Genomic DNA, 21,122 nt, shown 5'->3' on the forward strand with positions numbered 1-21,122 from the left:
TGGAGCTTACGGCGAGTCAGGCCTAGTTGTCACCTGCCATAACACCGCCATCGATCAGCATGCTTGTACCCGTAACCATTGCGGACTCATCAGAACAGAGATATACGGCTGCGTGCGCCACCTCCTCCGGCTTGATCATCCGGCCGATAGGCTGGTATCTGGAATACTCCTCCATGCGGGATTCCTCTTCTCCGGGATAATACTGCTCGATATATCCCTCGATAAAATCTGTATGAACGCGGGCGGGCAATATGCAATTGGCGCGAATGCCCTGGCTGACGAAGTCTACCGCAATGGAGCGCGTCATCATCTGGATTGAAGCTTTGGAGGCCCCGTAGGCAAACCGGTCGTGCATGGCGCGAACAGCCGCCAGCGACGCCATATTCAATACGTTGCCACTCCCTGCGCTTATCATTGCCGGCAGAAAGGCTCGGGTGACATTGAGTAGACCTTCCACGTTGACTTTGAAAACGCGGTTGAGGTCCTCGTTCGACGTGTTGAGTAGGTTGCCTACCGTGATAACTGCGGCATTGTTGACAAGTACGTTCACAGGCCATTTTTTCTCCACCAGAGCGTTGTAGACTGACTTGATGGACGCCGGATCTGTCACGTCCATCACCAGTGCCAGCAAACGGTCTGTTGCACCCGTGGCATCAGCTGCGAGAAGTTCCTGAGCTTGCTGCTCCAGTTGAGAGCTGGCAAGGTCAGTCATTACAACGTGCGCACCTTCGGCTATAAACGCCCGACTCATGGCTAGTCCGATGCCGCCTGCTGCGCCAGTTATTAGGCAGGTTTTACCTTCCAGTCTCATACGATTGTTCCCATAACAAGTAGTTATTTCGCGAGCCAACCACCATCAATGGGTAGTGACGCTCCGGTTATATCCGCGGCCTGAGGGCTACAAAGAAACGCTATCAATGCGCCTACTCCTTCCGCAGCAACAAACCGTCCGGTAGGATTTCGTGTCGCCAGGTACTCCTGCTCAGACTCGGCAACCGCCACGCCTTTATCTCGAGCAATCTCCCTTATGCGTTCATTGATAGCTGGCGTGGCTACCGTTCCCGGACACACTGCGTTGCATGTTATGGCGGTCTGAGCCAGCTCAACTGCCATGGCACGCGTCATTCCCAGTAGCCCGGTTTTAGTGGTGACATAATCAACGCGATTTTCCGCACCGCGTTCACTGTATATGGATGCCATGTGAATTATGCGTCCCCAGTTCCCTGCCTTCATCCCAGGGATAGAGAGACGGGAGAGGTGAAAAGCAGCCGACAGGTTAACGGCGATGGAGTCATTCCAATCTTCCGCTGTGAATTCTTCGATCGGGGAGAAATGGCGCATCACCGCATTGTTTACAAGGATGTCGATGGAACCAAAACGATCCTTTATTGTGGCCACCATCTTTTCGATTTCCGAGACGTGCCGCAGGTCCGCGCGAACATAAATGGCGTCTAGGCCATGGGTCTCTGCTAATTGATGAGCCGTGCGCTCGCCTTCTTCGTCCAGGCACAGACCGTGCAGGACGATATTCGCCCCTGCAGCTGCCAGACTGTCAGCGACCGCGTATCCCAGCCCTGAGTTTGAACCTGTTACCAGGGCGCACTTTCCTTTCAGAGTCATAGCTTTTCAGGCTCCACATCGAGGCTCACAATTACACCTTCCATATCTGGCGAAGGGGTAGGGTAAAGACGCATGACAAGGGGGTCGTGCCCCGGAATGATGTGGTCCGCACTATCGGCCAAGCGGTCCATTGCGCCATATCCTTCCAGAAGTTCTCCCAAGTGGTAAACCGCCGGGAAAGCTTTACGACTCTGGAAATTAGCGTAGAGGTGTGATGCATCTGAAGCGAGCACCACCCAGCCCCGCTTCGTCCAGACCCGAACCATTTGCATGCCCGCTGTATGCCCTCCGACTCGATGAAGGGACAAGCCCTCGGCTAACTCGACATCCGAGTCGTGGAACTTGACTCTGTCAGCGTATACATGGCGGATAAAAGAAACCACGTCCTCGACATCGTAGGGGGCCCGGAGAAAGTCGTGGCACATGCACCGACCGGTAGCAAAGGCTGCTTCGCTGTCCTGCACATGAAATTGGGCGGCAGGAAAGTCGGAAAGAGTTCCAGCATGATCGTAATGAAGGTGGGTTAGTATCACGTGCCTGATTTCGGCAGCATCGATTCCGAGCAGCGCGACCGCTTCTGCGGGGGTTTGAAGTAGGGTGCGCCCTCTCTGGGCTGCCGCTTCTCTCCCGAAGCCTGTATCGATCAGAAAAACCTCGCCAGCACGCCGCGCTACCCAAACAAAGTAGTCAAGGTCCGAGCCTTCCTCGTGAAGATCCCCGCCGATCATGTTGTCGCTGGATTTCCGGTTGCTATGGTTGGCATAGCGAATCGCGTAAAGCTCAAACGGCGCGGGGTTACTGCTGGATGAGGTCGCGTGATTGTTCATAAAAACGCCCTTTATTGTGATTACGGCCTCAAGGCGTGAGGCGCACACTGTTTATACCAAGTATCGACTGGACGGAAGGATTTTCGAGCTACCGATTAAATGAGGCAGCATTTCCCTCTTTCTTGCAACATACAATAATACAGTAATACAATGCAACCAGGATGGGTCCATGGGATGACTGCCCGGAAAGGTATGAAGTTGCATAGCTGCCTGGCGTTTTCCGGCATGCCAGTACCCTAGCCAATATTTTCGTGATGTTAAGGAGGTGAATGATGTCTAATCGTCCAGAGTTCCAGGGTGAGTTGTTTGAAAAAGGTCTGCAAATCCGGCGTGAAGTTCTGGGTGATGCCTATGTCAATCGCTCAGTGGCCGCTGCAGATGATATGACTGCGCCTTTGCAAAAACTGATTACGGAATGGTGCTGGGGTGAAGTATGGGGTCGCCCCCAACTCGATCGCCGCACTCGCAGTTTCCTGAACCTCGCGATGTTGGCTGCTCTGAATCGTCCGAATGAGATGCGAATTCACCTCAGAGGAGCCCTGAATAATGGTGTTACTCGTGAAGAGATCCGAGAGGTGGTCCTACAAGTGGCAATATACTGTGGAGCACCGGCAGCCTTGGATGCTCAAAAGGCGGTGGTAGAAGTATTCAAGGAAATTGATGCAGAAGAGTAGTCTCTTCGGCTCCTGCCAAGGGCGTAAATGTGCATCCGGAGCTGATGCACTGCCCGTTTTAATACCAACTGAAGCATAATAGGTATTCACAATGCTCGACAATCCTTTTCTAGCGTTGCTCGGAGCGCATCTTAGAAAATGGGAGGACGGGCTCTGTGAGTGGGAGCTGGAAATTGCCCCTCATCATCTGAATACCCAAGGTTCGTTACAGGGCGGTGTCATTGCGACGCTATTAGACGTGGCCTGTGGGTACAGTGGCTCTTATTCAAACTCCGAGTCAGAAGAGGTGCGTGCAGCGACTGTATCTCTCACAGTTCACTTTATGGTTAAGGCTACAAGGGGGTGCCTCATAGCCAGGGCCCGGAGGGTAGGTGGGGGGAGGAGAATCTTCTTCTCAGAAGCGGAGCTAATAAGTGATGAGGGCGTCATCGTGGCAACAGCCTCCGGTAGCTTCCGTCGTCACAGTCTCTCATTGCAATAAACGCGGCTGGACACCAGAAATACTCGCTTAAGGTCCGATTGAATGATTACGGGTGCGCAATCACTCTCGGAGCAGCCTTCAATTACATAATCTGTGTCGGTGTCTATCAGGCTGGAGTCAATCCCAGATCGACGATAGAGCGCTGTAGTGGCCGCCATCGATTATGCGAGAGGGCAGTGCCCGGCCAATGTGGAGCCCGGTGTCGGACTGGCAGGATCGCATTATCACCAGGCAGGCAGCGGTCTGGTCGAGCCCGAGCGTTTCCGTGAGTGACTGGTTGGCAGTCAGCCTGCGAGTCATTTCGCCCAGGGCGCCGTGGGCATTTCCAGAGTAAATCTTCAGCCGGTTGCCATAGCAGTAGTCAGAAACGAAGGGTGTGTTGTCTGATCATTGGGTGCCTCCTTGCCACAGGGTACGGGGCGGTGCGGCCCCGTCGGGGGCCGCTGAATCAAAGATGGCGGTTAACCGTTACCCTTTTTCATCTCTTCATACTCATCCTCAAAGAAAAACTTCTCTTCCCCAAGGGCCGGTTCCAGCTCATGTAGCCAGGTAGCCGTTTCACTGTACTTGGCAAAGAAGGGCTGCTGCACCCAGTCCGGGTTGCGGGCCTGGATGAACCGGAGCACGAACACTTTCTCGCCGTGTATCTCGGTGATGCCCTGCACCTCAACCTTACCCGGGCCGGCACTCATTGACGGACCACGGGCGGTACGGGCCAGGCCGGAGACCTGCTTCATGGCCTCGCGGTAGATGTTGAATGCCTCTACCAACGGTACCTCAAAGTAGTTCTTGGCACCGGTGTCCCGCTCCACAAACATGTAGTAGGGGATGATGCCCAACTGCACTTCCTTGTCCCACAGCTTTGCCCAGTCGTCGGCATTGTCATTCACATGCTTGATCAACGGGCCCTGGGCGCGGATTTCGGCACCGGTGGCGCGCAGGCGACGAATGGCCTCTTCCGCGATATCGGTGGTGATTTCCTGCCAATGGTTGTAGTGGGCCATGATGGCAACGTGCTTGCCGGCGTCCACCAGGCGGGCGAACAGGTCGATCAGTTCGTCCGCGTCCTTGTCGGTCACGAAACGGTACGGCCAGAAGGTGAGGGCCTTGGTGCCGATGCGGATGGTCTGAATGTGGTCAAACTCCGGCTGCAGCAGCGGTTCCAGATACTGCACCAGGTTCTTGGTTTTCATCACCATGGGGTCGCCGCCGGTCACCAGCAGGTCGCTGACTTCGGTGTGCTCCTGCAGATAGCCGTGGAGCTTTTCCGCTTCGGTGCTGGCCATCTTCAGGTCCTTGTCACCCACGAACTGCGCCCAGCGGAAACAGAAAGTGCAGTAGGAGTGGCAGGTCTGGCCCTGGGCAGGAAAGAAGAGCACGGTTTCCCGGTATTTGTGCTGAACGCCGTCCAGAATTTCGCCGTTCAGTTCCGGCATGTTCATTTCCATCTGGCCGGCGGGGTGTGGGTTCAGCTCGTCGCGAATCTCCTTCGCCACCGCCTGGATCTCTTTCTTGTCGGCACCTTCCCGGTGCAGCTTTGCCATGCGCTCGTAATGCTCATCCTTCAGCATACCCTTTTGGGGGAAGACGAGTTGGTAGAGCGGATCGTTCGGAACCTTGTTCCAATCGATCAGTTCGTTGATCACGTACTCGTTAACGCGGAAGGGCAGCACGCTGGCCACCACCTTCATTTCAAACAGTGTCTCTTCGGGGAGATTCTGGATAACGTCGATCTTGTCGAGCTGGCGGTCTGTGTAGACCTTGAAACGCCGCTCTTCGAACTCTGCCGTGGGGATGCGGTTCGGGAACGTGACGATGGAGTTCATAGATCGCCCTCTTTAGTTATGCGCCAAATTCGGGAGAGTGGGGCTCGCCACCGCTCCGCTGGTTAAAAAACGGGCAGGCGAGTATACATAAATCTAAAATTATTTTCAGGTCTAATCAAAGATGTCATGGTGAGGCTGTTTGTTGGCGCTTCAACTCATTGAAAATAAATGATAATAATGGCCGCCGTTCAGTCTTTGGGTGAATCTTCTGGCCGTTATTCTTTTAGCGTATTAACGTTTTCGGGTTTGATAGGAAACCTACGACATTGGTCTGAACATGCTTGTTTGAGGAAGAAAAAGGCGCCATTCTTGCGTAAGTAACCGAAATAGTCCGGCAGGCTTTCGTGGAATTTCCTCAAGAATTGAATTTACACCCCGAAATGTAGTAAAAATACTACGAGATATTCGGGATGGTTCGGCCGGTACGAGATTGCTGTCTGGCTCTGCCAGGCCAAAAGCCAGATGAAGCAAGGGCGCTTCAGGCAGTAAAACTGGCAATCGTGTTCTATGCTTGTTCAAGGTAACTGACAGGCGAATACCCACAATAAAACGTTCTGCATTCCATCGCAGCTTATCGATACTGCAAGGCGCTCAGCTGCTGATCGTGGCACGCGCCGCACTTTTTATGCCAAGGGGAGGTTTGATGTACCAGGACGATGATCCCATAGAGACCAGTGAATGGCTGGATGCGCTGGAGTCTCTGATCGAACAGGAGGGCGTTGATCGCGCCAAGTACATTTTGGAAAGGCTCTCCGAACGAGCCAGCCGCGACGGCACCGAGTTGCCGTATTCCATTACCACGCCGTTCCGCAATTCCATCCCGGTGACCCAGGAAGCCCGTATGCCGGGTGACCTGTTCATGGAGCGACGTATTCGCTCGCTGATCCGCTGGAACGCCATGGCCATGGTACTGCGGGCCAATCAGCGCCCGGGTGAACTGGGCGGGCATGTGTCTTCATTCTCCTCGGCAGCCACGCTGTACGATGTCGGCTTTAACTACTTCTTCCACGGCGGTGACGAGAAACGGGAATCGGACTTGGTGTATTTCCAGGGCCACTCCTCGCCTGGCATTTACGCCCGCTCTTACCTGGAAGGCCGCTTTGACGAAGAGCAACTGGACAAGTATAGGGAAGAGGTTGACGGCGACGGCCTGTCGTCCTACCCGCACCCCTGGCTGATGCCGGACTACTGGCAGTTCCCCACGGTTTCCATGGGCCTGGGCCCGATCCAGGCCATCTATCAGGCCCACGTGATGAAGTACCTGCACAGCCGCGAGCTGATCGACATGGGCGACCGCAAGGTGTGGTGCTTTGTCGGTGACGGTGAGTGCGACGAGCCGGAAACCCTGGGCTCCATCTCTGTGGCCGGCCGCGAGAATCTCAGCAACCTCATCTTCGTGGTTAACTGCAACCTGCAGCGCCTGGACGGCCCTGTACGGGGCAATGGCAAGATTATCCAGGAACTGGAAGGTGTGTTCCGGGGGGCCGGCTGGAACGTGTTGAAAGTCGTCTGGGGCCGCATGTGGGATCCGCTGTTCGAGAAAGACCAGGACGGCCTGATGCAGCGTGTTATGGACGAAGCCGTGGACGGCGACCTGCAGAACTTCAAGAGCAACGGCCCGGCATACACTCGCAAGCACTTCTTCGGTAAGTACCCGGAGCTGTCCAAGATGGTGGAAAATCTCACCGACGAGGACATCAACAAACTCAACCGCGGTGGTCACGACCCCTACAAGGTTTATGCCGCCTATCACCACGCCATCCACAACAATGGCGGGCGGCCGACGGTCATCCTGGCCCACACCATCAAGGGCTATGGATTTGGCAAGGCGGGCGAAGCCCAGAACACCGCGCACTCCCTGAAGAAGCTCGATATCGAGCAGCTCAAGGCCTTCCGCGACCGTTTTGCAGTGCCGCTGAAGGACGAAGAACTGAAGGACGTGCCGTACTACCGGCCGGCGCCGGACAGCCCGGAAATCGTTTACATGAACAAGCGCCGGCAGGAGCTGGGCGGTTTCTATCCCAAGCGCCGCAAGGACTGCCAGCCGCTGCAGACACCGCCGCTGGATACCTTCAAGAACCTGCTGGAAGGCTCCAATGGCCGTGAGATCTCCACCACCATGGCGTTCGTGCGCCTGCTGACGGCCCTGACCAAGGACAAGCGTATCGGTAAGCGTGTGGTTCCGATCATACCGGACGAAGCCCGTACCTTTGGTATGGAAGGCATGTTCCGCCAGCTTGGTATCTACACGTCGGAAGGCCAGAAGTACGTACCGGAAGACCGTGACCAGATCATGTACTACAAGGAAGACAAGAAAGGTCAGGTCCTTGAGGAAGGGATCAACGAGGATGGTTCCATGGCGGCCTGGATGGCGGCAGCGACCTCCTACAGCACCAACAACTTCCCGTTGATACCGTTCTACATCTTCTACTCCATGTTCGGCTTCCAGCGTGTTGGCGACCTGGCCTGGGCATCTGGTGATATCCAGGCCCGTGGTTTCCTGGTGGGTGGCACCGCCGGGCGTACCACGCTCAATGGTGAAGGCCTGCAGCACCAGGACGGCCACAGCCATATCCTGGCGCAGACCATCCCCAGCTGTAAGGCCTACGACCCGGCTTACGGTTACGAGATGGCGGTGGTGGTTCAGCATGGCATCAAGGAGATGTTTGAAGACAACCAGAACGTCTTCTACTACCTGACCATCGAGAACGAAAACTACGAGCAGCCCGCCATGCCGAAAGGCAAGAAGGTGGAAGACGGCATCATCAAGGGTATGTACCTGCTGGATTCCGTCGAAACCAAGGGACGCAAGAAAACCCCACGGGTTCAGCTGCTGGGCTCCGGCGCTATCCTCAACGAAGTGCGTGCCGCCGCAGAACTGCTGAAGGACGACTTTGGCGTGGCCAGTGATGTCTGGAGCGTGACCAGCTTTAACGAACTGGCCCGGGACGGCCTGCACATTGAACGCTGGAATCGCCTGCATCCGGACGACACGCCCAAGAAGTCGTACATCACTCAGTGCCTGGAGAACCAGCAGGGGCCGGTGGTGTCTTCCACGGACTACATCAAGCTGTTGTCCGAGCAGGTGCGTGCCTACATTCCGAAAACCTACCTGACCCTGGGCACCGATGGCTTTGGCCGCAGTGATACCCGCGAAAAACTGCGGAGCCACTTCGAGGTGGACCGCTACTACGTGGCGGTGACCGCGCTGGCGGCTCTGGCACGGGACGGTGAAGTCAAGAATGACGTGGTTCTCGAGGCTATGCGCAAGTACGGAATCGATCGCAACAAAACGAACCCGGTGCTGAGCTAAGGAGACCGCCATGAGTGAACAGGAAATCAAGGTTCCGGATCTCGGCGGTGCAGACGAGGTCGAGGTTATTGAAGTGCTCGTCAGCAAGGGGGATTCGGTTGAGGAAGAAGATCCGATACTGACGGTGGAATCCGACAAGGCGTCGGTGGAATTGCCGTCGCCCGGTGCCGGCAAGATCACCAAGATCACCGTCAAGGTGGGTGACAAGGTCAAGGAAGGCGACGTTGTTGGCATGATGGAGGCCAGCGGCGACGCCGGTGGGTCGGATGACGACAAGGACTCCGGTTCCGAGGAAGAAGCCAGCTCCGGCAAGGATGAGGAGGCTGAAGCCAAGTCCGAAGGCAAGGCGGAAGAGAAAAAGCCCGCGCCGAAAAAAACCGGCGGTTCCCGCAAGGAAACCGTGCAGGTGCCAGCGCTGGATGGTTTCGACAACGTACCGGTGATCGAGATCAACGTCAGCGAGGGCGACGAGGTTGAAGTTGACGACGCGCTGGTCACCGTGGAATCCGACAAGGCCACCATGGAGATCCCGTCTCCATACGCTGGCAAGATCGGCAAGGTTCTGGTGGCCGAAGGTGACAAGATCTCCGAAGGTCTCGATCTGGTCGAAATGACGGTTGTGGAAGAAGGCGGTGAAGAGGGCGACGAGGAAGCAGCGTCGTCTGGTTCAGAAAAGTCTTCGGGTGACGACAGGCAGGAAGGCAAGGCCGAGCCCAAGGGCAAGAGCGCTGAACCAAAGCCGGCGCAACCGTCAACTACCTATGAGCCGCCCACGCCGGGCACCAAGGTTCACGCCGGCCCGGCGGTACGCAAGCTCGCTCGTGAGTTTGGCGCGGATCTGACCCTTATCAAGGGCTCTGGCCCGAAAAACCGCATCCTCAAGGATGATGTGCAGGCCTATGTGAAGAGCCAGCTGCAGCAGACGCAGCAGGGCAGCACAGTGGCTGGTGGCGGTGCCGGTATTCCCGGTGTGAAACTGCCGGACTTCAGCCAGTTTGGTGAGATTGAACGCGAATCCATGTCGCGGATGATGTTCGCCACGGCCAACAACATGCAACGCAGCTGGCTGAACGTGCCTCACGTGACCCAGTTTGAGGATGCGGACATCACCGACATGGAAGACTTCCGCAAGTCGCAGAAAGCGGCGGGCGAGAAGAAAGGTGTGAAAATGACACCGCTTCCGTTCATGCTGAAGGCCTGTGCCACGGCGCTGGCGGAGTTGCCGCAGTTCAATGTGTCGCTGGACATGGGCCGCAAGGAAGTGATCCGCAAGCAGTACATTCACATCGGGATTGCGGTGGACACGCCTCACGGGCTGATGGTGCCGGTGATCAAGGATGTGGACAAGAAGGGGCTTTGGGAGCTCGCCGCGGAAAGCGCGGACCTGGCCCAGAAGGCCCGGGACAAGCAGCTGAAGCCGGCGGAGATGCAGGGTGCCTGCTTTACCATCACCAGCTTGGGTGGTATCGGTGGCACGGCGTTTACGCCGATTGTGAATACGCCGGAGGTGGCGATTCTTGGTGTCTCCAAGGCGGCGATGAAGCCGGTCTGGGACGGCAAGGCTTTCCAGCCGCGCCTGATGCTGCCGTTGTCGCTGTCTTATGATCACCGGGCGGTGAACGGGGCGGATGCGGCCCGGTTTACTTCCCTGTTGAGTCAGTTGTTGGGGGATATTCGCTCTCTTCTTCTTTGACTTCGGTGTATGGCCGCCTTTGTAGCCTGCGGGTTATGGGGCGGTCGCGAGGCCGGTAAGGTTATTCAGAACACGCCCGTGAATACGTCCCTGTAGGGCTCGGTCGCGCCATCCTTGGCGCTCCACGGTTCTGAGTAACCTTACCGGCCTCGCTTGTTTTACCTTCTGTGATATCGCCATCCTCCACTTGTTTCTGCTGCAGACTTGTTGGTAACTGGATTTTTCTCGGCATTCCGGCCAATGCAGCGCTTCTGTTTGTCTCCATGATCGGGGCTCGCCTTCAGACAACTCAGGCATCCTACGGAGGCCGATCAATGAACGGCGTCGAACTTCTTTCCCAGCCACTGACCCTGAAAAACGGGGCGGTGACTTCCAATCGCTTTGCCAAGTCCGCCATGAGTGAAACCCTGGGTACGATGGATAACCGTGTGACGAAGGGATCTGCCACGGCTCTACCGGACATGGGCCGAGGGCGGCACGGGGCTTTCTATTACCGGGAGCGTGATGATGGATCGCCGCCATATCGGCGAGCCGGGGAATGTGGTGCTGGAGGATGAGCGGGATTTTGCGTTGTTGCAGGCGTGGGCGCGGGAGTAGTTCTTGTGGCCACAAACAAAAACCCCGGCCGAAGCCGGGGTCTCTGTAGAGTTAACTTCTAAAAGGTTTAGAAGTTGTACTGAGCGGCAAACAGCAGGCGGCTTGCGTCGCCGTCGTCGCCACTGACGTTTTCACGTTTCAGGAACTGGTATTCAACGCCCATCATGACGTTTTTGACCGGAGTCCACTGGTAGTTGGCCATGACAGCAGAGTTGGATTCGCTCTGGTCTCCAACGGCTACACCGTCATCTTCAGCATCATCCCAGTCAACTTCGACCATGCCGTAGCCAACGTTGATGCTGCGACCACCGCCAAGGTTAAAGCCCGCGCCAACCGAACCGCCGTAACCGGAGATGGTTTCCACATCACCAGATGCTGGGTCAACATAGGCGCTTGCAGCACCGAAGTTGTCACCTGAGCGGTACAGGAAGCTGTTAGCACCATCAGTGTAGGACAGTGTACCCTGGATGGTGATCATATCGCTCAGAGCCATCTTCAGCGCACCGAAGGTGGCGAACCCCATTGAGCTCTCGTCTTCCGTGCCAGTGTCGTAACCGACTTGATGCGCAAGAATGGCAGCGGAGTATGACAGGCCGCCCTGAGAGTCTTGCAGGCGAGCAGTGATCGCTGGAAGGCCATCTTTTGTGTCTGTGGAAGCGCCTGTGGGATCAAGCAGAGAGTTCTGCGGATCCTCAAGAGAGAACGACAGAGGACCAGTGGTGTAACGAGCCTGAGCTACACGACCCTGATAACCGGCAAGGCCTGGCAGAGAGTCGAAGTCCAGCGTCGAGGTGTTACCTACAAAGCTTGTGAAGTTAGACCAGGTCTGGCCCATCAGGACGCCATTGTACTCACCATAGGCATGGCGCAGACGAAGCGAACCGCCACCGCCGCCGCGGAAGTCACCTTCCACATTAACTGTAACGCCTTCCGGTGTTACGGTTTTCAGGCCAATCCGGCTCTGGAATGCGTCAGCGCCGAAGTGGCCGTCGGCTGCATCGTCGTTGTTTACAAGGCCATCGTAGGAACCAGAGCGAGTGCTCAGCGCCTGGTTGCTGTCAATATCGTAGGAAGCGTTGAGGCGGCCATAGCCGTAGATGTCGGTTTGGTAGCCACCAGTTTCAAAGCTGATTGCATTTGCCTGCGCAGCTACCCCCAGAATTGCTACCGCAGCCGTTGATCGAATTGCCATTCTCAGTTTGTTGCTTTGCATCTTTGTTGTCTCCACACTTATTTTTGTTGGACCCATTTCAAAGTAGTTACGAATCCATGACATTTCAAATAAATTCTTGCATTAATTAGACGAATGTCTATACAACGAAATCGGTGGGTTAGGGGAACTTTTTGAGGATTGTGTTTATTTCCCCGCGCCAGTAGGGCAGAACATCGGCTATTTCGGGCTTTGCGTACCTATCTCCCATGACGAAAAATTTTCAAATTCTTGGCTCTGCCACTTTCGCTTTTCTCGATATTGAGACCACTGGCGGCAATGCCTCCCATGACCGGATTACGGAGATTGGTATCCGTTTCTGGCGTTCCGGGCAGGTCGTGGGCGAGTGGCAGACGCTGGTCAATCCGGAAACGCGGATTTCCTCGTTCATCCAGAGCCTGACCGGCATCTCCAATGCCATGGTGGCGGATGCGCCGGTATTTGCGGACATTGCCGGGGAATTGGAGGGCCAGTTGAAGGACACTATTTTTGTTGCCCACAACGCCCGTTTTGATTACGGCTTTATTAAAGCCGAGTTCCGGCGCCTGGGTTTGCTGTTTTCAGCAAAGGTGCTCTGCACCGTGAAGCTGTCACGCAAGCTGTATCCTGGCTTCCGCCGTCACAATATGGATGCCCTGATTGAGCGCCACGGCCTTGGGCAGGTTCAGCGCCACCGTGCGCTGGGGGATGTCTCCGCGATGATGGCGTTCTTTGATCGTGCACTGACGGAGAAAGGAAGCGATGCCATGGAGGTGGCGATCCGTGATCTGCTCCAGCGGCCGAGCATTCCCTCCAATCTGCCCACGGATATGCTTCAGGATCTTCCGCGCGGGCCCGGGGTCTATCGGTTCTATGGCGAAAACGACGTGCTTCTATACGTAGGTAAAAGTACTAACATCGCCCAGCGTGTGGCCTCTCACTTCTCTGGTGATCACAATTCCAGCCGTGGCATCCGCATGTCCGAGAGCCTGCGGCGGGTGGACTGGACAGAAACCGCTGGCGAGCTGGGCGCGTTACTGCTTGAATTAAAGCAGATAAAGCAGTTGAAGCCGCTGTTTAACCGGCGCTCCCGGGCGGCCAAGAACCTAGTGAGTATTGAGCTGACGGAGAACGCGTCGGGCTATTTGCAGGCGCGTCTGGTGTGGGAGATTGAACCACACCGGCTGGGCGACTATTTTGGTCTGTTTCGCAGTAAAAAGGACGCCGAGAAAGCGCTCAGTGGCATCGCCGCAAAGAACGACCTGTGCAACAAGTTGCTGGGGCTGGAGCCGGATGACGACGGCCCTTGCTTCCAGCGTTCCCTCGGCCGCTGCAAGGGCGCCTGTGACGGTGGCGAGGATGTGGTGAAGTACAACCTGAGGGTACAGATCGCGTTCCACGGGCTGCGCCTGAAAACCTGGCCCTGGAAAGGCCCCGTGGGTGTGGTGGAGCACAACGACAAAACCGGCAGGACCGATATCCTGGTGGTCTATAACTGGATGCACGTTGCAACGCTGCATGGAATGGATGAGCTGGAAGATCTGTCGTTGCGGGGCCAGGCCGTCAATTTTGACCTGGATTCCTACAAACTGGTGGTCAAGGCCCTGATGGGGCAGGATGGTCGGTCGCTGAAGGTTCTGGAACTGGATGCGGTGGGCGCGCCGGATGTGCTCATGCCCTGAGTGGCGTATGATTAAACGTATCTTTTCATGTTTTTGTTTGAGAGACACCGATGAACAGAGAACCTGTCAGCCGTGAATTGTTCGATGAAGTAATGGTCCCCAACTACGCACCGGGCTCGGTGATCCCGGTGAGGGGCGAAGGCTCCCACGTGTGGGACCAGGAAGGTAAGGAATATGTGGACCTGGCGGGCGGCATTGCCGTGACCTGTCTCGGACACTCTCATCCGGGCCTGGTGGGCGCGTTGATGGAACAGGCCGAGAAGATCTGGCACCTGTCCAACGTGATGACCAACGAGCCCGCGCTGCGGCTGGCCAAAACCCTGTGCGACCTCACTTTCGCCGAACGTGTGTTCTTCGCCAACTCCGGTGGCGAGGCCAACGAGGCCGCGTTCAAACTGGCCCGTCGGTATGCCTGGGAGCATTTCGGCCCGGATAAGAACGAAATCATTTCCTTTAAGAGCTCTTTCCACGGGCGCACGTTGTTCACCGTCAGCGTAGGGGGGCAACCCAAGTATCTCGAAGGTTTCGAGCCGTCGCCGGGGGGGATTCACCATGCCGACTTCAATGATCTGGAATCGGTCAGAAAACTGATCTCCAAAGACAAGACCTGCGCCGTGGTGGTGGAGCCTATCCAGGGCGAGGGCGGGGTAATGCCTGGCGATCCTGAGTTCCTGAAGGGCCTGCGCCAGCTCTGCGACGAGAACGATGCCCTGCTGGTGTTTGACGAGGTCCAGTCCGGCGTTGGCCGTACCGGCCACCTTTACGCCTATCAGATGTACGATGTCACGCCGGATATCCTCTCCACGGCCAAGGGCCTCGGTGGTGGATTCCCGGTGGCGGCCATGCTCACCACTCAGAAAGTTGCCAAAAGTCTGGGTGTTGGCACCCATGGCAGCACATACGGCGGCAATGCGCTGGCGTGTGCCGTTGCCCAAAGGGTGATTGACACCGTCAGCCAGCCGGACATCCTCAAGGGTGTTGCGGCCCGTTCCGACCACCTGCGCAAAGGCATGATGGACATCGGTGAGCGCTATGGCATTTTCAGCGAAGTTCGCGGTTCCGGCCTGCTGCTCGGTTGCGTATTGACTGACGAGTGGAAGGGCAAGGCCAAGGAATTCCTCAACGCCGGTCTGAATGAGGGCGTGATGGTGTTGATTGCCGGCCCCAACGTGGTGCGACTGGCGCCGTCACTGATTATTCCGGAGCCGGATATTGACGAAGCGCTGGCACGGTTTGAGGCTGGCGTGAAAAAGGTTTGTGGCAAATAGCAGGCGTCAGGCAAGGACATTAACCACAGACATTAATAGGGGAGCCGCCTATGTGGCTGGTACGTCCGGCTCAGCCGGGTGACCTGAACGACATACTCGACATCGCCGGGGGCCAGGGCCCCCGGATGTCATCCACCCTGCCCAAAAAAGAGGACGCGCTGTCCGCCAAGATTGAACAATCCGCCCGTTCCTTTGCCGGCACGAACAAGGCCGACGAGCCTAAACGGTTCCTGTTTGTGCTGGAAGAAGCCAGCACTGGCAAAGTTCAGGGTGTGTCCGGGATTGACGCCCGGGCGGGCAATGGCCAACCCTTCTATAATTACCGGCAGGACGCGCTTATCCATGCGTCCCATGAGTTGGGCACTTCCCGCCGGGTGGAAGTCCTGTACCCCTCCCATGCGCTGACGGACCACACTCTGCTGTGCTCATTCACGATTACACCCGAGTTGCGCGGTAGCGATGCGTTTGAGCTGCTGTCCCGGGCCAGGATGTTGTTCATTGCGAGCCATCGTGAACTGTTCACGGACCAGGTTGTCGTGGAAATACAGGGGGTACAAACCGACGACGGCAAGGTTCCCTTCTGGGACAGTCTGGGGCGGCACTTCTTTAACATGGATTTTGAAACCGCGGATCAGTATTCCGGTCTGCTGAGCAAAACCTTTATTGCAGAACTCATGCCACCCAACCCGATCTATGTCACCTTATTGAGCCAGGCTGCCCGGGAAGCCTTGGGGCAGCCCCATACCCAAACCCGTGCAACCTTCAAACTGCTTCAGCAGGAAGGGTTCCGGGGAGGGTGTTATCTCGATATCTTTGATGCCGGGCCGGTTCTGGAAGCCCGCACCGACGCACTCAAGTCTGTTGTCACCAGCCACCCGAAAACCTTGCATGCTGCCAATACCGACGACGGCGAGCTGTGCCTGATTTCCGGGGGTGAGGGTGAAGGCTTTCGCTGCACATTGACCACGCTCACCGAGAGCCTTCAGGGCGAAGTGAAGGTGCCGCTAAAAACCTGGGAATGCCTGGGCAGGAGTTCCGGTGACAAGGTAAGGATTACGCCGTTATGAGCAGGGCAATCACAGACAGGAGGCCGGAATGCTGGTAATCCGACCCTTGCAGGAAAACGATCTGGACGCCCTTTACGCGATGGCGGAGGGGGCCGGTAAGGGGCTGACCACCTTGCCCGCGGACCGGGAACTGCTAACGAAGAAAATCAACCATGCCCGGGAAACCTTCAACCAGCGCTGCGCCCCGGAAGCGGGGCTCTACCTGTTTGCCCTGGAAGACACTGAATTGAAGCGGTGTGTGGGTATCAGCGGTATACAGGCCCGGGTTGGCCTGGACGAGGTGTTCTACAATTACCGGCTCAGCGTTACCGTGAATGCATCCCGCGAGTTGGATGTGCATGTACGCACGCCCACGTTGCATTTGTCCAACGACATGACGGACACCACCGAGATCTGTTCGCTGCTGCTGTCGAGTTCCCACCGGGGTGGTGGAACCGGCCTGTTGCTGTCCCGCTGCCGTTTCATGTACCTGGACGATTTCAGGAAACATTTTTCCGAGAAGGTGTTTGCCGAGATGCGGGGCGTGTCGGACGACAACGGCCAGAGCCCATTGTGGGATGCCCTGGGCAGCAAGTTCTTTGACATGGAATTCAGCGAGGCAGACATGCTGTCAGGCCTTGGCAACAAATCGTTTATTGCGGAACTGATGCCGAAATACCCCATTTACCTGCCCATGCTGCCAGATGCGGCCCGGGCAGTGATTGGCCAGGTACACGAGAACACCGCGCCTGCGCTTAAAATGCTGCAGGCGGAAGGATTCAACTTCAATGGCATGGTGGACATCTTCGACGGTGGCCCGGTGGTTGAGGCATTCATTCACAACGTCCGCACCGTGCGCGAGGGCATCAGCCGCCATGTCATGATCCGCAAGAAGCCGCTGGATATGAACGTGCCGGCGGAAGAGCAGGTGATGATATCCAACCGCTCGTTCCGGGACTTTCGGGTAACCACCATACCGGCCGAGTGTATCGGGCTCGATACTGTCAGTGTCCCGGCTGAAGTGGCGGAGGTGCTGGAAGTGGAGTCCGGCGACCGTGTGCGGCTAGCCCCATTGAAAGATACCGGAAGGAGGTAATGATTATGGCAAACCTGACAGGCCAACTGTTTATTGACGGACTCTGGCTGGAAGGCCATGGCGACTTTTTCGAATCCCTCCAGCCGGTTACCGGTGACACGATCTGGGATGGCGTCAGCGCCAGCATCGAGGACGTGGACGCCGCCGTGCGAGAGGCCCGCAATGCGTTTGTTGACTGGCGCAAGCGCCCGTTCAGTGAGCGCCAGGCACTGGTGGAGAAGTTTGGTAAACTGCTGGAAGAGCACAAGGAGGAGTTGGCGCACCAGATCGGATCGGAAACGGGCAAGCCCCTGTGGGAATCCCGCACCGAAGTGGCGGCGATGATTGGCAAGATTGGAATATCCGTCAATGCCTATCATGACCGCACCGGCCATTCCGAGTCCGACGTTGCCGGTGGCCACGCTGTATTGCGGCATCGCCCCCATGGCGTGGTGGCCGTCTTCGGCCCGTATAATTTTCCGGGGCACCTGCCCAATGGCCACATCGTACCGGCTTTGCTGGCGGGCAATACCGTGGTGTTCAAGCCCAGCGAGCTGACCCCCGGTGTCGCCGAAGTGACTGTTAAGCTCTGGGAAAAGGCCGGTATTCCCCCGGGCGTGATTAACCTGGTTCAGGGGGCGGCGTCAACTGGCAAATCCCTGTCCTCACACCCCGGCGTGGACGGGCTGTTCTTTACCGGCAGCTCCACTGTCGGGCATTTGCTACATAAACAGTTTGGCGGCCAGCCCGAGAAAATCCTGGCATTGGAAATGGGCGGCAATAACCCGCTGATCGTACAGAACATCCATGACGTGGATGGCGCCGTGCACCATGCGCTGCAGTCTGCCTTCTTGTCTGCCGGCCAGCGTTGCACCTGCGCCCGCCGTCTGCTGGTGCCCAAAGGCACCAAGGGTGACCAGTTCCTGGAACGTTTCACTGAAGTGGTCAGCCGCATAAAGGTGGGTGATTTCGACGCTGACCCGCAACCGTTCATGGGCTCGGTGATCTCGTCGGAGGCGGCCGATAAGCTGCTGGCGGCCCAGAAGAGCCTGCTGGAGCAAGGTGGCAAGTCGCTACTGGAAATGAAACGGCTGCGGGAAGGCACCGGCCTGCTGTCGCCGGGTATCGTGGATGCCACCGGCCTGGACCTGGTGGATGAGGAGTTCTTTGGGCCGCTGCTGACGGTTTACCGGTACAAGAGCTTTGACGAGGCCCTGGAGTTGGCCAACAACACCCGTTACGGGCTATCTGCCGGTATCCTGACCGATGACCACAAACTCTATGAGCGGTTGGCCGACGAAGTGCGTGCCGGCATCGTAAACTGGAACCGTCCATTGACCGGCGCCAGCAGTGCGGCTCCGTTCGGCGGTGTTGGCGCCAGCGGCAATCATCGCCCCAGCGCCTATTACGCCGCTGATTACTGCGCCTGGCCCATGGCCTCGCTGGAAGCGAAGAAGAGTGAAGTGCCGGAAAGCCTTGCACCAGGATTAAATTTCGATTGATGGAAAACAAGACATGGCCAAGCACGCGGTAGAAGCCAACTTTGATGGCCTGGTAGGGCCGACCCACAACTACGCCGGGTTGTCGTGGGGCAACGTGGCCTCCAAGTCCAACGTTCGCTCGGTGTCCAACCCCAAGGAAGCAGCGTTGCAGGGGTTGGCCAAGATGAAACGGTTGGCGGACCGTGGCTTCGTGCAGGGGGTGCTTCCGCCTCATGAGCGCCCACACATTCCCACCTTGCGGGCACTGGGTTTCAGTGGCTCGGACAGCGACATCCTCCGCGCCGCTGCTGACCAGAGCCCTTCCATCCTGGCAGCTGCCTCCTCGGCGTCGACCATGTGGACGGCCAATGCCGCGACGGTCTCGCCGAGCGCGGACACGGCTGATCACCGTGTACACTTCACCCCGGCCAACCTGAGCGCCAAGTTCCACCGGTCCATTGAGCATCGTGTAACTGGCCGGGCCCTGAAATCCATCTTTGCGGATGAATCCTGGTTTGCCCACCACCCGTCCTTGCCATCAGTCAGCCAGTTCGGCGACGAAGGTGCGGCCAACCACACCCGCTTGTGCGCGGGTTACGGCGAACCGGGCGTGGAACTGTTTGTTTACGGCCAGATTGCCTTCAACGAAAAGGCCCCGGCCCCCAAACTCTATCCCGCCCGCCAGACCCTGGAAGCCTCCCAGGCCATCGCCCGGCTGCACGGCCTGAAAGACAGCCATGTGGTCTTCGCCCAGCAGAACCCCGAGGCCATCGACGCCGGCGTCTTCCACAATGACGTTATCGCGGTAGGCAATGGCAATACCCTGTTCTACCACGAACTGGCGTTCCTGGAGGAAGAAACCGTCCTGGCCAACATCCGCTCCCGCCTGACCGGTGCGGAACTGGAAGCGGTGCGGGTGAGCAGTGAACAGGTGCCGCTGGAAGACGCCGTAGCCTCGTACCTGTTCAACAGCCAGTTACTGAACACACCGGATGGCATGATGCTGGCAGTGCCGGGAGAGTGCCGGGAAATTGCCTCGGTCAGTCGCTATCTTGATGAACTGGTGCAAGACGCAGGCCCGATTACCTCGGTGGAGGTTTTCGACGTCAAACAGTCCATGCGCAACGGCGGCGGGCCGGCGTGTTTGCGGTTGCGGGTGGTGTTGAACGACGACGAACTCAAGGCCATGCATCATGGGGTATTGCTTACCGATGCGCTATATGAGCGGCTGACAACCTGGGTGGAGGCGCATTACCGGGAGGAACTGTCGCAGGGTGACCTGGGTGACCCGATGTTGCTGGAGGAGGTTCGCAAGGCGCTTGATGAGCTGACGGGGATTCTGGGGCTTGGGTCCATATACGACTTTCAGCTTTGAGTGATTTTTGTCGGATTACGCTTCGCTAATCCGACCTACGTATCTGTGGTTGAGCGAGCGGCGGTGGGGAGGCTTCCCCAAAACCGTGGAGCGCCAGGGATGGCGCGACCGAGCCCTACAGGGACGTATTTACGGGCGTGTTTTGGGGAAGCCTCCCCACCGCCGCGGTATCTCCAAAATTAACAGGCGAGCCCCATTAAGAGGCGATCGAGGAAGTCAGCATCTCCATGGTGTGACGAATCAGCGACTCCGCGGGAAAACCACCCTCCAGGCCACTCTCGGCCATTTCGCTCTGGCACAGCATGATCACGCCGTGCAGCGCGCCACGAAGGTATAGCGCCGTCTCCACTGGGTCATGGATGCGGTCGCGGTTCATGGTGCCGTCTTCCAGCCCCAGGTTTATCGCACCCACCATCAGGTCCATGGTCTGGGCCTTGCAGCAGAACATCTCTCCCGCCAACTCGTCATCCGCCTCCGCCATGGCCGTTGAGGCTGTTGTCAGCGCCGAGAAATAATCCGGCTGCTCACGGTAGAACTGGTAATAGGCATTCCCCATGGCCGTAATCTGAGCCAGCCCGGTATCCGCCGTCTGGCGGGCGTCCTCGAAGCGTTGGCACAGGCTGTGGCCAGCGCGCAGCATGATGCCGCGCTGGATCGCCGCCTTGTCCTTGAAGTACACATACAGCAGTGCGCGGCTGAGCGCGGCCGTGCGGGCGATGTCGTCCATGGACGTGCGCTCGTAGCCCTTCTCCGAAAACACCAGTTCCGCAGCGTCCAGGATGGCGTCGTACCTGGCCTGCTTTTCTTTCTCTCTACGGGTTTTTAACGGCTCACTCATAGGGGCTTCCGGATTATTGAAACTGCGCTCTCATGATACATGGTATACGATCAAAGCTGGTTATTGACAAATTGTCAAAGAATGACATTATGTCTAATAATAAATTTTTGTCCACCGGATGGACGAGCAATAACACA

General features: G+C 57.2%; 17 protein-coding genes. 10 read left to right on the forward strand and 7 right to left on the reverse strand.

The window, feature by feature from the left end; translation table 11 throughout:
* Positions 1–22 precede the first annotated feature (22 nt).
* From NLU14_RS04955 to NLU14_RS04965, 3 genes are read right to left on the reverse strand one after another with little or no spacing between them, the layout of a single operon-like run.
* A complete protein-coding gene (locus NLU14_RS04955) occupies positions 23–811 on the reverse strand; it encodes an SDR family NAD(P)-dependent oxidoreductase (RefSeq protein WP_275705064.1) in 789 nt (262 codons plus the stop codon).
* 23 nt (positions 812–834) lie between these two features.
* Positions 835–1,620: a 3-hydroxybutyrate dehydrogenase gene (locus NLU14_RS04960; protein WP_275705065.1), complete on the reverse strand. Its 786-nt coding sequence runs from the start codon at positions 1,618–1,620 to the stop codon at positions 835–837.
* Entirely contained in the window at positions 1,617–2,447 is an 831-nt protein-coding gene (locus NLU14_RS04965; protein ID WP_275705066.1) for an N-acyl homoserine lactonase family protein, read from the reverse strand. The genes NLU14_RS04960 and NLU14_RS04965 overlap by 4 nt, the downstream gene beginning before the upstream one ends.
* 269 nt (positions 2,448–2,716) lie before the next feature.
* On the opposite strand from NLU14_RS04965, the gene NLU14_RS04970 reads away from it, so the two are divergent.
* Together NLU14_RS04970 and NLU14_RS23085 are read left to right on the forward strand one after the other, a co-directional pair.
* Positions 2,717–3,121 (forward strand): carboxymuconolactone decarboxylase family protein, encoded by a 405-nt coding sequence (locus tag NLU14_RS04970; RefSeq protein ID WP_420845031.1) that lies wholly within the window; start codon positions 2,717–2,719, stop codon positions 3,119–3,121.
* A gap of 91 nt (positions 3,122–3,212) precedes the next feature.
* Positions 3,213–3,602: a PaaI family thioesterase gene (locus NLU14_RS23085; protein ID WP_420845032.1), complete on the forward strand. Its 390-nt coding sequence runs from the start codon at positions 3,213–3,215 to the stop codon at positions 3,600–3,602.
* A 117-nt stretch (positions 3,603–3,719) separates the two neighbouring features.
* Here NLU14_RS23085 and NLU14_RS04975 read toward each other — a convergent pair whose 3' ends face one another.
* Together NLU14_RS04975 and NLU14_RS04980 are read right to left on the reverse strand one after the other, a co-directional pair.
* On the reverse strand, positions 3,720–3,902 hold the full coding sequence (locus NLU14_RS04975) for a hypothetical protein (protein WP_275705067.1): 183 nt from the start codon (positions 3,900–3,902) through the stop codon (positions 3,720–3,722).
* Positions 3,903–4,063: 161 nt separating this feature from the next.
* Positions 4,064–5,428, reverse strand: coding sequence for a KamA family radical SAM protein (locus tag NLU14_RS04980; RefSeq protein WP_275705068.1), 1,365 nt, complete (start codon positions 5,426–5,428; stop codon positions 4,064–4,066).
* Between the two features lie 643 nt (positions 5,429–6,071).
* On the opposite strand from NLU14_RS04980, the gene aceE reads away from it, so the two are divergent.
* Both aceE and aceF read left to right on the forward strand, forming a co-directional pair.
* Positions 6,072–8,741, forward strand: a complete 2,670-nt coding sequence (aceE, locus tag NLU14_RS04985; protein WP_275705069.1) for a pyruvate dehydrogenase (acetyl-transferring), homodimeric type — start codon at positions 6,072–6,074, stop codon at positions 8,739–8,741.
* Positions 8,742–8,751: 10 nt separating this feature from the next.
* A complete protein-coding gene (gene aceF / locus NLU14_RS04990; RefSeq protein WP_275705070.1) occupies positions 8,752–10,434 on the forward strand; it encodes a dihydrolipoyllysine-residue acetyltransferase in 1,683 nt (560 codons plus the stop codon).
* Positions 10,435–11,098: 664 nt separating this feature from the next.
* Here aceF and NLU14_RS04995 read toward each other — a convergent pair.
* Entirely contained in the window at positions 11,099–12,244 is a 1,146-nt protein-coding gene (locus NLU14_RS04995; protein ID WP_275705071.1) for a DcaP family trimeric outer membrane transporter, read from the reverse strand.
* A gap of 206 nt (positions 12,245–12,450) precedes the next feature.
* On the opposite strand from NLU14_RS04995, the gene NLU14_RS05000 reads away from it, so the two are divergent.
* The 6 genes from NLU14_RS05000 to astB are packed head-to-tail and all read left to right on the forward strand — an operon-like array spanning position 12,451 to position 20,147.
* Positions 12,451–13,902: an exonuclease domain-containing protein gene (locus NLU14_RS05000; RefSeq protein WP_275705072.1), complete on the forward strand. Its 1,452-nt coding sequence runs from the start codon at positions 12,451–12,453 to the stop codon at positions 13,900–13,902.
* Positions 13,903–13,952: 50 nt separating this feature from the next.
* Positions 13,953–15,170, forward strand: a complete 1,218-nt coding sequence (locus NLU14_RS05005; RefSeq protein ID WP_275705073.1) for an aspartate aminotransferase family protein — start codon at positions 13,953–13,955, stop codon at positions 15,168–15,170.
* 50 nt (positions 15,171–15,220) lie between these two features.
* On the forward strand, positions 15,221–16,237 hold the full coding sequence (locus NLU14_RS05010; protein WP_275705074.1) for an arginine N-succinyltransferase: 1,017 nt from the start codon (positions 15,221–15,223) through the stop codon (positions 16,235–16,237).
* Positions 16,238–16,265: 28 nt separating this feature from the next.
* Positions 16,266–17,312, forward strand: coding sequence for an arginine N-succinyltransferase (astA, locus tag NLU14_RS05015; protein ID WP_275705075.1), 1,047 nt, complete (start codon positions 16,266–16,268; stop codon positions 17,310–17,312).
* 5 nt (positions 17,313–17,317) lie between these two features.
* On the forward strand, positions 17,318–18,793 hold the full coding sequence (astD, locus tag NLU14_RS05020) for a succinylglutamate-semialdehyde dehydrogenase (protein WP_275705076.1): 1,476 nt from the start codon (positions 17,318–17,320) through the stop codon (positions 18,791–18,793).
* A 13-nt stretch (positions 18,794–18,806) separates the two neighbouring features.
* Entirely contained in the window at positions 18,807–20,147 is a 1,341-nt protein-coding gene (astB, locus tag NLU14_RS05025; RefSeq protein ID WP_275705077.1) for an N-succinylarginine dihydrolase, read from the forward strand.
* A 196-nt stretch (positions 20,148–20,343) separates the two neighbouring features.
* Here astB and NLU14_RS05030 read toward each other — a convergent pair whose 3' ends face one another.
* Positions 20,344–20,985, reverse strand: coding sequence for a TetR/AcrR family transcriptional regulator (locus NLU14_RS05030; RefSeq protein WP_275705078.1), 642 nt, complete (start codon positions 20,983–20,985; stop codon positions 20,344–20,346).
* Positions 20,986–21,122: the final 137 nt, after the last annotated feature.

This window comes from Marinobacter iranensis, assembly GCF_029207565.1.
Lineage (GTDB): Bacteria > Pseudomonadota > Gammaproteobacteria > Pseudomonadales > Oleiphilaceae > Marinobacter > Marinobacter iranensis.

Excerpts from the sequence above, each read along its gene's own strand:
- astD (WP_275705076.1), top strand. The coding sequence starts at position 17,318 with ATGGCAAACCTGACAGGCCAACTGTTTATTGACGGACTCTGGCTGGAA.
- NLU14_RS04995 (WP_275705071.1), bottom strand. The coding sequence starts at position 12,244 with ATGCAAAGCAACAAACTGAGAATGGCAATTCGATCAACGGCTGCGGTA.
- astA (WP_275705075.1), top strand. The coding sequence starts at position 16,266 with ATGCTGGTAATCCGACCCTTGCAGGAAAACGATCTGGACGCCCTTTAC.
- NLU14_RS23085 (WP_420845032.1), top strand. The coding sequence starts at position 3,213 with ATGCTCGACAATCCTTTTCTAGCGTTGCTCGGAGCGCATCTTAGAAAA.
- NLU14_RS04955 (WP_275705064.1), bottom strand. The coding sequence starts at position 811 with ATGAGACTGGAAGGTAAAACCTGCCTAATAACTGGCGCAGCAGGCGGC.
- aceF (WP_275705070.1), top strand. The coding sequence starts at position 8,752 with ATGAGTGAACAGGAAATCAAGGTTCCGGATCTCGGCGGTGCAGACGAG.
- NLU14_RS05030 (WP_275705078.1), bottom strand. The coding sequence starts at position 20,985 with ATGAGTGAGCCGTTAAAAACCCGTAGAGAGAAAGAAAAGCAGGCCAGG.
- NLU14_RS04970 (WP_420845031.1), top strand. The coding sequence starts at position 2,717 with ATGATGTCTAATCGTCCAGAGTTCCAGGGTGAGTTGTTTGAAAAAGGT.
- NLU14_RS04975 (WP_275705067.1), bottom strand. The coding sequence starts at position 3,902 with ATGACTCGCAGGCTGACTGCCAACCAGTCACTCACGGAAACGCTCGGG.
- NLU14_RS04960 (WP_275705065.1), bottom strand. The coding sequence starts at position 1,620 with ATGACTCTGAAAGGAAAGTGCGCCCTGGTAACAGGTTCAAACTCAGGG.
- NLU14_RS05010 (WP_275705074.1), top strand. The coding sequence starts at position 15,221 with ATGTGGCTGGTACGTCCGGCTCAGCCGGGTGACCTGAACGACATACTC.
- NLU14_RS04980 (WP_275705068.1), bottom strand. The coding sequence starts at position 5,428 with ATGAACTCCATCGTCACGTTCCCGAACCGCATCCCCACGGCAGAGTTC.
- NLU14_RS05005 (WP_275705073.1), top strand. The coding sequence starts at position 13,953 with ATGAACAGAGAACCTGTCAGCCGTGAATTGTTCGATGAAGTAATGGTC.
- aceE (WP_275705069.1), top strand. The coding sequence starts at position 6,072 with ATGTACCAGGACGATGATCCCATAGAGACCAGTGAATGGCTGGATGCG.
- NLU14_RS05000 (WP_275705072.1), top strand. The coding sequence starts at position 12,451 with ATGACGAAAAATTTTCAAATTCTTGGCTCTGCCACTTTCGCTTTTCTC.
- astB (WP_275705077.1), top strand. The coding sequence starts at position 18,807 with ATGGCCAAGCACGCGGTAGAAGCCAACTTTGATGGCCTGGTAGGGCCG.
- NLU14_RS04965 (WP_275705066.1), bottom strand. The coding sequence starts at position 2,447 with ATGAACAATCACGCGACCTCATCCAGCAGTAACCCCGCGCCGTTTGAG.